Origin of the sequence: Citrobacter sp. RHBSTW-00029 (assembly GCF_014104295.1) — a bacterium.
Classification (GTDB): Bacteria; Pseudomonadota; Gammaproteobacteria; order Enterobacterales; family Enterobacteriaceae; genus Citrobacter; species Citrobacter youngae.
On record NZ_JABXRT010000001.1, the window covers coordinates 2,894,682 to 2,906,745 of the forward strand.

General features: G+C 49.7%; 10 protein-coding genes. 6 read left to right on the plus strand and 4 right to left on the minus strand.

Annotation, left to right across the window (positions count from 1 at the left end; translation table 11 throughout):
* Positions 1-16 precede the first annotated feature (16 nt).
* Positions 17-1,129 (minus strand): MBL fold metallo-hydrolase, encoded by a 1,113-nt coding sequence (locus HV041_RS14275; RefSeq protein ID WP_048212347.1) that lies wholly within the window; start codon positions 1,127-1,129, stop codon positions 17-19.
* Between the two features lie 191 nt (positions 1,130-1,320).
* On the opposite strand from HV041_RS14275, the gene HV041_RS14280 reads away from it, so the two are divergent.
* The 4 genes from HV041_RS14280 to HV041_RS14295 all read left to right on the plus strand — a co-directional run bounded on the left by HV041_RS14280 (position 1,321) and on the right by HV041_RS14295 (position 4,352).
* Positions 1,321-1,902, plus strand: a complete 582-nt coding sequence (locus HV041_RS14280) for a TetR/AcrR family transcriptional regulator (protein WP_048212348.1) — start codon at positions 1,321-1,323, stop codon at positions 1,900-1,902.
* Positions 1,902-2,270 carry an MmcQ/YjbR family DNA-binding protein gene (locus HV041_RS14285; RefSeq protein WP_121584344.1) on the plus strand — a complete coding sequence of 123 codons (369 nt, stop codon included), beginning with the start codon at positions 1,902-1,904 and terminating at the stop codon, positions 2,268-2,270. The genes HV041_RS14280 and HV041_RS14285 overlap by 1 nt, the downstream gene beginning before the upstream one ends.
* A 119-nt stretch (positions 2,271-2,389) precedes the next feature.
* A complete protein-coding gene (nfsB, locus tag HV041_RS14290; protein WP_061067479.1) occupies positions 2,390-3,043 on the plus strand; it encodes an oxygen-insensitive NAD(P)H nitroreductase in 654 nt (217 codons plus the stop codon).
* A gap of 64 nt (positions 3,044-3,107) precedes the next feature.
* Positions 3,108-4,352, plus strand: a complete 1,245-nt coding sequence (locus tag HV041_RS14295; protein WP_061067478.1) for a mechanosensitive ion channel family protein — start codon at positions 3,108-3,110, stop codon at positions 4,350-4,352.
* Positions 4,353-4,406: 54 nt separating this feature from the next.
* On the opposite strand, the gene pheP is transcribed toward HV041_RS14295, so the two are convergent.
* From pheP to HV041_RS14310, 3 genes are all read right to left on the minus strand, one after another.
* Positions 4,407-5,801 (minus strand): phenylalanine transporter, encoded by a 1,395-nt coding sequence (gene pheP, locus HV041_RS14300; RefSeq protein ID WP_121584343.1) that lies wholly within the window; start codon positions 5,799-5,801, stop codon positions 4,407-4,409.
* Positions 5,802-5,926: 125 nt separating this feature from the next.
* On the minus strand, positions 5,927-8,125 hold the full coding sequence (locus HV041_RS14305) for a TonB-dependent siderophore receptor (RefSeq protein ID WP_048212352.1): 2,199 nt from the start codon (positions 8,123-8,125) through the stop codon (positions 5,927-5,929).
* A gap of 59 nt (positions 8,126-8,184) precedes the next feature.
* The gene (locus HV041_RS14310) at positions 8,185-9,267 is read right to left on the minus strand and encodes a YncE family protein (protein ID WP_121584341.1); all 1,083 of its coding nucleotides are present in this window, start codon (positions 9,265-9,267) and stop codon (positions 8,185-8,187) included.
* Between the two features lie 300 nt (positions 9,268-9,567).
* Here HV041_RS14310 and HV041_RS14315 point away from each other — a divergent pair, with 300 nt between their 5' ends.
* Together HV041_RS14315 and HV041_RS14320 are read left to right on the plus strand one after the other, a co-directional pair.
* Entirely contained in the window at positions 9,568-10,743 is a 1,176-nt protein-coding gene (locus HV041_RS14315) for a DnaJ family molecular chaperone (RefSeq protein WP_048212354.1), read from the plus strand.
* A gap of 737 nt (positions 10,744-11,480) precedes the next feature.
* Entirely contained in the window at positions 11,481-12,059 is a 579-nt protein-coding gene (locus HV041_RS14320) for a LuxR C-terminal-related transcriptional regulator (protein ID WP_061067473.1), read from the plus strand.
* The last annotated feature ends 5 nt before the right edge of the window (positions 12,060-12,064 follow it).

The window sequence follows — 12,064 nt, forward strand, 5'->3', positions numbered from 1 at the left end:
ATGCTCTCCCCTCTGTTCATTGCGTTGCCTGCTGCCACCAGGCCGTAAACTGTTGGTCCGGTTCGGACAGTGCTACCGGCTCACCCAGCATCGGCGTCAGCAATCGGTAATGTTGGCGGCGACTGGCAAGTGCCAGTCTTTTGTAGGGATCATCCCAGGTGTGTTTTGCCAGAACGAAGCGACCCGCATGTCCGGGTAATACCGCTTTCGCGTGGAGATCGGCCGCGGCCTGGGCGGTTTCTTCCGGCATCATATGAATGAACTTCCAGTCCGGGTCATACTGACCATTTTCCATGATTGCCAAATCGACCTTGCCAAACTGCTCGCCAATCGCTTTAAAATGCGGCCCGTAGCCGGAGTCACCGCTGTAGTAAACGTTCTGTTCCGGCGTTTCAAACATGAAACTGGCCCACAGCGTTTGGTTACGTTTAATCCCCCGGCCAGAAAAATGGCGGGCCGGCAGGACATGGACGATCAGCGAGTCCGTCACTTTGACGGATTGATTCCAGTCACGTTCCTCAATAATCTCGCTGTTCATTCCCCAGTAACGCAGGTGCGATCCCACGCCAAGTGGCGTAATCACGCGCTTAATCTTCGGCATCAGGGCCTTGATGGTGGCGAGATCCAGATGGTCATAATGATCATGCGAGATAATAAGAAGATCGATCTCCGGCATCGTCTGCGCGGTCCACGGATACTCACCAGCAAAAGCTTTATTCAGGAATGAAAACGGTGCGGCATAATTGCTCAACACCGGATCAATAAGAATACGCTGGCCCGCCAACTGTAAATACCACGAGGAATGTCCCAGCCAGACAAGGGTATCCTGCTCTGGCGATAAACTGGCGAGATCGGTCGCAACCAGTGGTAACGGCTGCGCGGGTCGCGCGTTTTCTCGCTTCGCGATCAGAAACTCCCACCAGGCCGCCAGCATACCTTTGTTGCCGGTATAGCCCGGGGTCGGGACCTGATTATGAAACTGTCCATCACGATAGTGTGGCGACTGTTCAACCTGACTCAGTTGTGCTCCTTGCGGCGCCTGACCAAATCCGGCATTGAGGACAAACGGTAAACTTGCTGCTGCGGCAATGAGCATAATAACAACCACACAAACTGTGAGACGCTTCATATCCTGACCTTAAACGCGCCCCCTTTCCGCTGGGTTGCGCGACTGACTCTTGATTATGAGTGAGTAAGCACTCATTATAGAAATCGAAAGTTTGTCGTCAAGATGATTTTCAATCTTTGACATTCGCCGTTGCGGTGCTGCAAAGGCCGTGATTCAATCCTATTTTTTTACAGACTTAGGGGTAAAGTGTAGTGGCTCGTCCGAAGAGTGAAGACAAAAAACAGGCATTACTGGAAGCTGCAACCGCAGCATTTGCACAATCAGGCATTGCGGCCTCTACCGCCGTAATTGCCCGCAATGCAGGTGTGGCAGAGGGAACATTGTTTCGCTATTTCGCAACAAAAGATGATCTGATCAACGAGCTTTACCTCCATTTAAAGCAAGACCTCTGCCAGTCAATGATGGCAAATCTGGATCGCTCAGTGACCGATGCCAAAACCATGACTCACTACATCTGGAACAGCTACATCAGTTGGGGTCTGGACCATACTTGTGGACATCGCACTATCCGCCAACTGGCCGTCAGCGAAAAGATCAGCAAAGAAACCGAACAGCAGGCTGATGATATGTTCCCGGAACTGCGCGATTTATGTCATCGTTCCGTTCGCCCTGAATTTATGTCTGACGAATATCGTGCCTTCGGTGATGGGCTTTTTCTTTCACTGGCAGAAACAACCATGGAATTTGCCGCCCGCGATCCTGCCCGCGCGAATGAATATATTTCGATGGGGTTTGAGGCCATGTGGCGCGCGCTGACCCGCGAGGAAAAATAATGGACGGCCAAACGCTGCATGCTTGTGCTAAACGTATTGCGCTCGAACTGCCTTTTACTGAGCAATGCTGGCCGTTCGGCCCTGAATACGATGTCTTCAAAGTCGGCGGTAAGATTTTTATGATTGTCTCAGAGCAGCGCGCTCGTCCGTTGGTTAATTTGAAATCAGACCCACAAAAATCACTGCTGAATCAGCAGATTTACCGCAGTATCGAACCGGGCTATCACATGAATAAAAAGCACTGGATATCCGTCTACCCCGGCGATGATATTAGCGAGTCATTACTGACTGACCTGGTGAACGACTCATGGCATCGGGTGGTAGACGGCCTGCCTAAGCGGGATCAAAAACGCCTGCGGCCTGGCTGATTTATCGTTAGCGTCGATAAGTGTTTTTGCATTTTTCGGTCTTATCATTTTCCCGCTAACCCTGTACCCTGCTGAAACAAAACGTACCCGCAGGGTATAAAAAACCACCAGGAGTAGTTATGGATATTGTTTCTGTCGCCTTAAAACGTTACTCCACTAAGGCATTCGATCCGACTAAAAAACTGACCGCTGAGCAGGCCGAAAAATTAAAAACACTGCTGCAGTTTAGTCCGTCCAGTACCAACTCTCAGCCATGGCACTTTATCGTTGCCAGCACTGACGAGGGAAAAGCGCGGGTGGCTAAATCCGCAGCCGGCGGCTTCGTGTTCAACGAACGTAAAATGCTGGATGCTTCCCACGTCGTGGTGTTCTGCGCCAAAACGGCGATGGACGATGCGTGGCTGGAGCGCGTGGTGGATCAAGAAGAGCGCGATGGACGCTTCGCCACCCCTGAAGCCAAAGCCGCAAACCACAAAGGTCGTACCTTCTTTGCTGATATGCATCGCAAAGAACTGAAAGATGACAACCACTGGATGGCAAAACAGGTGTACCTGAACGTCGGTAACTTCCTGCTGGGCGTTGCAGCAATGGGTCTGGATGCAGTGCCGATTGAAGGCTTTGATGCGGCAGTGATGGATGCAGAGTTTGGTCTGAAAGAAAAAGGTTACACCAGCGTTGTCGTGGTCCCGGTGGGTCATCACAGCGTAGAAGACTTCAACGCCGCCCTGCCAAAATCACGTCTGCCGCAAGAAACGACGCTGACAGAAGTCTGATCCCCACATTTGCATAAGCTCCACACAGCGGTCATCATAGACCGCTGTTTATTAAGGAGACATTATGCAGGAATTGATATCTCAGGTAGAAGAACTCGGCATTGAAATAAATCACACCACCTCGCTGGTGATGATTTTTGGCATTATTTTTATCACCGCCATTATTGTTCACGTTATTTTGCACTGGGTGGTATTACGCGCATTTGAAAAACGTGCCAGCACCAGTTCCCGTCTGTGGTTGCAAATTATCACGCAGAACAAATTATTCCACCGTCTGGCGTTTACGCTACAAGGTATCATCGTCAATATACAGGCCACACTCTGGCTACAAAAAGGCAGTGAAGCGGCAGATATATTAGTGACTTGCGCACAGCTGTGGATCATGATGTACGCCCTGCTGTCCCTGTTTTCTCTGTTGGACGTTATTCTCAACCTGTCGCAAAAACTCCCTGCCGCATCCCAGTTACCCTTGAAAGGTATATTTCAGGGTATCAAACTGATTGCCGCCATCCTCGTCGGGATCCTGATGATTTCCCTGCTGATAGGCCAATCGCCGGCAATACTGATAAGCGGTCTGGGTGCCATGGCAGCCGTATTAATGCTGGTGTTTAAAGACCCGATTCTCGGTCTGGTGGCCGGAATACAGCTTTCAGCCAACGACATGCTTAAGCTTGGTGACTGGCTGGAAATGCCGAAATACGGCGCAGATGGTGCGGTTATTGATATTGGCTTAACCACCGTAAAAGTGCGCAACTGGGATAATACCATCACCACGATCCCCACCTGGTCGCTGGTATCAGACTCGTTTAAAAACTGGAGCGGGATGTCGGCTTCCGGTGGTCGGAGAATTAAACGCAGCATCAGCATCGATGCCACCAGCATTCATTTTCTTGATGAAGATGAACGCCAGCGATTGCATAAAGCGCATCTGCTGAAACCCTATTTAACCACGCGTCACCAGGAAATCAGCGAGTGGAATCAGCAATTAGATGCGCCTGAGTCCGTATTGAATCATCGCCAGATGACCAATATCGGCACCTTCCGCGCTTATCTGAACGAATATTTACGCCATCACCCGCGTATTCGCAAAGATATGACATTAATGGTGCGCCAACTTGCACCAGATGACCACGGTTTACCGATTGAAATTTATGCGTTTACCAATACGGTGGTGTGGCTGGAATATGAAAGTATTCAGGCTGATATCTTCGACCATATTTTTGCCGTCGTCGAAGAGTTTGGTTTACGCATTCATCAATCCCCTACCGGAAATGATATTCGCGCCCTGGCAGGTGTCTTTCAGCGTTAATCGGTAGCATGAAGAAAGGACCGATCTCATCACCAGGATGAGATCGGTTAGATATTAGCGGGACTTGCGACGCAGCAGTTTGAAGGCCACGAACAGGAACAGGATCCACACGGGCAGCAGGATAGCGGACAGGCGCATATCATCCATGGTGCACATCAGCACCAGAATCATACCAAGGAAGGCGATGCACACGTAGTTACCCGCCGGATACAGCAACGCTTTAAACTGAGTATCACGCCCCTTACGACGCATTGCCGCCCGGAAACGCAGGTGCGCCAGACAGATCATAATCCAGTTCAATAGCAGCGTCGCAACCACCAGCGCCATCAACAGGCTGAAGGCTTTTTGCGGCAACACATAGTTGATCAGCACCACCAGCGACGTAATCGCGCCGGACAGAATCAATGAGTTTACCGGTACGCCACGACGGCTGACTCGGGTTAAGAACTTCGGTGCATTTCCCTGTACCGACAGACCAAACAGCATACGGCTGTTAGAGTAGACGCCACTGTTATACACCGACAGCGAAGCCACCAGGATGACAAAGTTCAGCGCAGAAGCCACCACGTTGCTGTCAAGATTATGGAAAATCATCACAAACGGGCTGCTGTTGGATTTCACTTCCACCCACGGATACAGCGCCAACAGCACCACCAATGAGCCGATGTAAAACAGCAAAATACGATACACCACCTGGTTTACCGCTTTCGGGATACTTTTTTGCGGGTCCTGCGCTTCGGCAGCGGTAATTCCGATCAGTTCCAGACCACCAAACGAGAACATAATCACCGCCAACGACAGGATCAGTCCATTCCAGCCAGTCGCGAAAAAGCCGTTATAAAGCCAGAGGTTATCAATACTTGCATGTTCGCCGCCGTTGCCGGAAACCAGCATCCAGATACCAAAGCCAATCATGCCGATAATCGCCAGAACTTTGATCAGCGCAAACCAAAATTCCGTTTCGCCATACAGACGCACGTTGACCAGGTTGACCGCATTGATAATCACGAAGAAAGCCGCGGCCCAAATCCAGGTTGGAACATCAGGCAGCCAGTACTGCATATAAATTCCGGCTGCGGTGAGTTCTGCCATGCCAACCAGCACAAACATCACCCAGTAGTTCCAGCCAGACAAGAAACCCGCGAACGGACCCCAGTATTTATAGGCAAAGTGGGCAAACGATCCGGAAACGGGTTCTTCAACCACCATTTCGCCCAGCTGACGCATGATCAGAAACGCGATAATCCCGGCAACACCGTAACCGAGTAATACAGCAGGTCCCGCCATCTGAATAGCCGGGCCGATTCCCAGAAACAAGCCTGTACCAATTGCGCCGCCCAGCGCAATTAACTGAATATGGCGGTTTTGCAACCCCCGCTGAAGCGTCGGTTCATTCGTCGACGCGGCATCAGACACGCTGGTGTCAGATGCAGTTGACGCGTTTTTCACGCCCTACCCCTGTGTGGTTTTTATTGAAGGGGCTTCTTTTAACATTTCAACCTGGTTGTCGCAAGGCGCAATCGTTTGGATACGCCGGGCATCCTTGCCCAACGCACCGAGGCCCAGGAAAAAAATCAGAAGTCGTAACTGACGGAAACCTTCAGCGTGCGTGGCTCGCCCTGGAACAGATAAGTCCCGGTATCATCAATACCTGACCAGTAATTCTCGTTGGTGACGTTATCGACCCCTGCACGCAAAATCATCTGGTTCTGATTTTGATTGAGTGACATACGGTAACGCACACCTAAATCCAGTGTGGTAAAACTGTCGAGTTTCTTGGTATTTTCCGCGTTGGCATACTGAGCGCCAGAATGGTTCAGCCGTGCCGTCGCGGTGAGTCCTTCAACAGGTTTAATATCATATTCAGCCCCCAGCACCGCATAGAAGTCCGGTACGCCGATTGCCGTCTTACCGTTGTTGATACCGTTTTGATTTTTACTGAGCGTCGCATCCAGCCACGTTGCACTGGCGTTCAGCCGCAGTCCTAACACCGGTTCACCAAATACATTCAGCTCCACGCCACGATTACGCTGCTCACCGTTGATTGCGTAATACCGGGTCTGGCTATCCAACTGCGCAACCGGCATTTTGATTTCAAACAGCGCCAGTGAACCGCCTACACGCCCAAAGTCTGTTTTGACCCCAACCTCATTCTGTTTTGCATGGATGATTCCGGTGCTTTGACCGTAGTTCACCGCACTGCTTGGCGCGGTGCTGCCAGGCTGTAGCGATTCGGTGTGATTCGCATAAAGAGAAAGTTCCTGCCACGGCTTATATACGACACCGTACGTCGGCATCCAGCGGCTGTCATCAAAACTGTTCTTAACGTTTTCAGCGCCTGTTTCTTTGTTGTAATCACGTACCACGACCTTTTGGTGGCGGGCACCGACGGTAAACAGAAGCTGATCATCAAGCACGCCCAACGTATCGCTGAGTAACCACCCCTGGCTACGCGTACGTCCACTGGTTAACGGATCGCTATAGTTACCTCCCGTCGCCGTCACCGCTGGTTTTGCTACAGCTTGCGTATCGTAGATATTGACGTCCGGACGTGCGGCACGTGACCCCATGCGCCAGGCGATTTTGTCTTCTTTAGTGACGGCGGAATAGCCTACATTAACCTTATGTGACACAAAACCCGTATCAAAATTCCCGCGCAGCCCTGCCATCCCGCTGAACGCATCAATAATACGATTGGTATCAAGGCGTCCGGCTTTGGCGTCACCGGCCTGGTTGTATATTTCCGGGGCACTGTACAAACCAATTTCATGCGCGTGCTGCGCACCTAAACCAGCGTAAGCGGTCCAGTTATCGGTCAGATCATATTCCGTGCGCGCCATTCCGAACTCATTTTCAATATCGCTATAACCCCATCTCTGGCTATAGTTGTGCGTATTTTTCGGCAGATCGGGGACAAATGGTACATAGTAGACATTGATCCCCATGTTACCGCCGTGAAACGTCTTTTTTTGATACCCGACGTCTAATGAACTGCGGAAACGGTCGCCACGGTAATCCAGTCCCAGCGATGCCAGCGTGGTACGACGTTTATCGTCGTCAACCGCCCCCTCCCCTTCACGATGCAACAGATTCACACGGGCACCGACCTGGTTATTGTCACCAAAACGACGTCCGGCATCGAGCGACGTTCCCACCTGTGAGTCACTGGTGTAGTCCATACCAAGGCGTGTGATCGGCGTATCGTCTGCATGCTTGGGTTCAAGATTAATCATTCCGCCAACGCCGCTACCGGCCGCGCCATTGAGCAATCCATTCGCGCCTTTAAAGATTTCAACGCGATCGATCATCTGCGTATCCACCACCTGGCGCGGCAGCACACCTGATAATCCACCAAAGGTCATATCATCGCCGTCAAGTTTCAGACCGCGAATACGGTATGTCTCTGCGTAGTTACCGTAGCCTTGCACCGCCTGCACGCTCGCGTCATTGGCGACAACATCGGCTACGGTCTTAGCTTGCTGATCTTCGACCAGTTTTGAGGTGTAGCTTATAACGTTAAATGGCACATCCATGGCATTTTGCTGACCAAGCATCCCCAGCCTGCCGCCATTGGCGACCTGGCCGTCGAGGAAGGCAGGCAGTAACGTATCGCCACCGGGTTTAAAATCACGTCCCTCTGCAGCCTGTACGACAATGGTATCTTCCGCTTCTGTCGGGGTTTCAGCAGCATTCACCGTGCCGGAAAGCGCGCCAATAGTAGCGGCCAGCACAGTTTTTCTCATTAATTGTGCGTATGTTTTAGTGTTGTCCATAGCCATGCCATTAAAAGTCTGACGACGTTGCCGGAGAGCGCCCCGGCAACATGTTGTTATTATTTATTCAGAACAATACGCACCACGTTATCTGGCGCGGAGGTGGAGTGGTCTTTATTGAATTTCTGTTTCACGGTGACAAACAAGGTTTGGCCATCAGCAGAGAGCAACAGGCTGTTTGGATTGGGGAGGAGCTCCCAGCTTTTCTTCACGCTGTAATCCGTTGCGTTTAGGCTAAGCAGTTTTCCGGAATCACGCTGGGTAATATAGATTTCATTACGCTTCGCATTGAATTTCACCGCCAGAGAATCCCCGATATCCAGTTGTTTGAGCAGCTTGCCCGTATGAATATCCAACACCAATGTCGTTTTCGCTTTGGAATTGTCGGTGACAAACAGGCGACCGGTTTGCGGGTCTTCCGCCATATTCAACAGCAACGCGGGTTTATCGCCCAGCGGCTGCCAGCGTTTTTCAACGCGCTGAGTACGCGGGTTGATAACCAGGATTTCACCGCCGCCATTTGCCGCATAAATACGCTGCGTCATTTCTGAGTAATGCAGTCCGGTCATCCATTTACCGGTATTTTTAATCCGGGTTTTTAGTTTCAGCGTTTCGGCATCAACCACCCAGATCACCGCCGGATCGGCAACGGCGCCAATATAGAGCAGACCGTTATGCAGCAGTACCTGACGCGCACCGTATGGGAAACCTTGCGGGTTACGTTCCGGGAACAGCACGCGATTCTTCACTTTGCCGTCTGCGGCATTCAGCGCGCTTAGACCACCATCCAGAGAGTTGGTGACATACACCGTTTTACCGTCTGGCGAGATAGCCATACCAAAGTTTTTCAGATCGGTGTGGCTCAGACCGATGGTCTTCAGCGTTTGCGGATCCAGCTTGTAAACCACCCCACCCTGAACATCTTTGAACCCTTCCGCGCTGGCGACGTACAGCGTATCACCCGCAGGACTCAGCGCCATTTCATACAAGCCGTCAGCCAGTGCGCGTTGCTGAATATCCGTTGCTGCCGGTGCGATTGCTTTTTCCTGTGCCAGCGGGTTACTGGCTGGCGTGGCGTTAGCTGTGCAGCCGCTCAATGCAACGGCAGCCAACAATGCCAGAGCGGATGTTGTTTGTTTCATTGTCAGGATCCTTACCAGAATTCACGCAGATTGTTAATATCAAAAGAGAATGAGAACTATACGCATTATCTTTATCAGATCAAGAATAATTAGCCGGTGAATAAAAAAGATGAAACGAGGGTTTAAAGACATGAAGAAGTGCGCGCCAGTACCGCTTTTTCATAATTACAGTTAATTATTCTGGACGAAAAGGCATCGCAGGCCACAGAATGCACTTTACTGTTTTTCCAACATTTTCAAACGGGTGAACCTGTCGTGGTTCAGTCACTCGTTTTTGAACCACGCCAGGCAACGACTGTCATGAATAAGATCATTAAACGACTTGAGATCGTCAAAAGCGCCATCGAACTGGAAGATGAAGAGATTATTTTCCAGCAGCTGGCGCATCTGAAAAATGAACCTTTGCCAGTCATTCCCGGCGTCATCGTGCAGGCGATTGAAGAACGGCGTTTCGGCGATGCCCTGCGTGAAATTACGCACTGGCTACAATCCCAGCGCGCAGTATCAACGTGGCAGGACCCCGGCATTGCCGCCAGTAAGCTCGAACTGAAAGCGCTTGAAACCCAACTGCGTGATCTGATTGATAAGCGCAACACGCGCATTCAAATCCTCGATGATTTCAATGACCTGTATCATCTTCGCCTCGGACCGTTAATGAGCCGAATTCTCGAACTGCGTAAGCAGTTGGCCGCCAGCGCACAACGTAAGCAGGAAGCAGAACGAAAACGTCGCGAAAAAGATTATCAGTCCTGTCTGCACTATATTTCACAGGCCGTTGATCAACTGGCGAAACTCAAGCAGCACTGGGTAAATCTGAGTTCGGACTCCCGCGAATCCGTGGAAACTCGCCAGCGCATTCAGCAACAGACTGAGCTTATCACCGCCCTGCTGGCGGAAATTCGTGAACTGGAAAACGACTTTTCTCGCCAGGACGACAGCGCGACCCGTCAGGCACAGGAGGAAGCCAGCCACGAATATGATGAATATCAGGAACAACAGCAGGATGCGCAGCACCGCTACACCCGCGACCAGCGGCTTTCAGCGGATGAACGTAATGAGTTAAAACGCCTGTGGCGTCAGGCCAGTCGCCTTTGCCACCCGGACGTGGTAGCGGATGACCTGAAAGAGAAAGCCCATCAGATGATGGTGCAGCTTAATCAGGCACGACAAAATGCCGATCTGGCCGCAGTTCGGGCATTGCTGACCCAGTTACAAAGCGGACTCGAACCGATGATGGCAAGTGACCGATTAAACGATCTGCAGCATTTACGTAGCAAGATTCAGCAGCTCAGGGAGCAAATTAATGCGCTGCTCAAAGAGATTAGCGATCTGGAAGCGGAAAACGCCTGGCGTCTTGCTACTTCAGTAACAGACAAAGAAGCCTACTTCTCCGATCAGCAACGGGCACTGACCGAAATCCGCACTACGCTGGAAATGCAGGTACAACAAGTGGAGCAAGAACTATTGGCTGGCTGAGAAAATGCGCGTACAAAAAACAGACAAAAAAGCGGCTGCAAGACTGATTTTCAGATTAAGCACAAAAAGCTTACTTCAGATTAAACACCTTAAAACACTAACAAAACAAGAATATAAATCTAAATTATTTTCATTTTCAGCCCATTAATTCAAATTAAACACTATTTTCTCCTTCCAAACATTTAGCTCCTTCCCTGCCCGGCTTTTGATTAAGAATTCTCCTGGTTGTTTCCTACCCCGTTAAGAAAATCACATATCTGTTTGAAATTAATAACAATTAACAGTATCCCCCTTCTAAACCTATAGGAATCCCCTGTCATTATCGAATCGACGGACACAAAACTTCGCCGATCAATAAGCGAAATCTATCAATCATCTTCACAGAGGTGATATAAACGATTTATCTTAAATTTTAACAAAGTGTAATATCCACTTTAAGAATAGTTAATGATTTAAATAAAGACAGATATTATCTGTTGATATCCGAATAAATAAGGATACGTTCAAAGCAAAGAGCGAAATATACCCGTCATACTTCAAGTTACATATGCGTTGGCTGCGTTAGTTCACCTCAGCCACATAGTATCTGTACGCCAGGGAATTCTCTCCCCGGACTTCCTGTAACTTGAATTATTTAGGGCATACGAGAATTAATTAACATTTCATGCATCGCGAGAAACTCTTTTTTAACCAAAAAAAGAGGCGACTGCTTGCACCAAAATTTCAAGGAGATCGTTATGTCTAAAGCTATTTTTTTGGGTGACTCAATTTACCCCTGGCTAGGCATGCGAGAAATCCTACGTGGCTCATCATTATATATTGATATCGCGTACCATTCCTCCCAGACGCTTTCTGCCGTCCAAACGCTATCTTATGAAACGGATTGCATCATTATTAATCCTGACAAGTCAGATTTTTTAAAATATGCCAGAATTATCCGCAACATGGCTATACGACCATCCACAACGATCATCGTGTTAGCCGATGAAGCCACTTTTTCTATTTTTCAAACAGTATGCGGAATGGCCCTGCAGTTCCTCGATCAGGACACCAGTCTTGATCAGCTATTGCAAACAATCACTCGTATCATCGACAGAAAAAATCCACGCAATATCAAAGAACTACAAACAAAAATAACGACCAACGAATTCAATGTGATGATGATGCTAGCCCGCGGGTGGTCACTGGCACAAATCGCCGGAGTATCGCAAAAAAGCGAAAAAACAATCGGGGCGTACAAAAGCAACATTGCCAGAAAGCTGGGTAAAAGTAATACCCGGCTCAAGTACACCATTTCTCACTATAGCCAGCCGTAACTGAC

What these genes read in the sequence shown, in the direction of transcription:
- HV041_RS14275 (WP_048212347.1), bottom strand. Translation starts at nt 1,129, where the DNA reads ATGAAGCGTCTCACAGTTTGTGTGGTTGTTATTATGCTCATTGCCGCA.
- HV041_RS14285 (WP_121584344.1), top strand. Translation starts at nt 1,902, where the DNA reads ATGGACGGCCAAACGCTGCATGCTTGTGCTAAACGTATTGCGCTCGAA.
- nfsB (WP_061067479.1), top strand. Translation starts at nt 2,390, where the DNA reads ATGGATATTGTTTCTGTCGCCTTAAAACGTTACTCCACTAAGGCATTC.
- HV041_RS14295 (WP_061067478.1), top strand. Translation starts at nt 3,108, where the DNA reads ATGCAGGAATTGATATCTCAGGTAGAAGAACTCGGCATTGAAATAAAT.
- HV041_RS14305 (WP_048212352.1), bottom strand. Translation starts at nt 8,125, where the DNA reads ATGGACAACACTAAAACATACGCACAATTAATGAGAAAAACTGTGCTG.
- HV041_RS14310 (WP_121584341.1), bottom strand. Translation starts at nt 9,267, where the DNA reads ATGAAACAAACAACATCCGCTCTGGCATTGTTGGCTGCCGTTGCATTG.
- HV041_RS14315 (WP_048212354.1), top strand. Translation starts at nt 9,568, where the DNA reads ATGAATAAGATCATTAAACGACTTGAGATCGTCAAAAGCGCCATCGAA.
- HV041_RS14320 (WP_061067473.1), top strand. Translation starts at nt 11,481, where the DNA reads ATGTCTAAAGCTATTTTTTTGGGTGACTCAATTTACCCCTGGCTAGGC.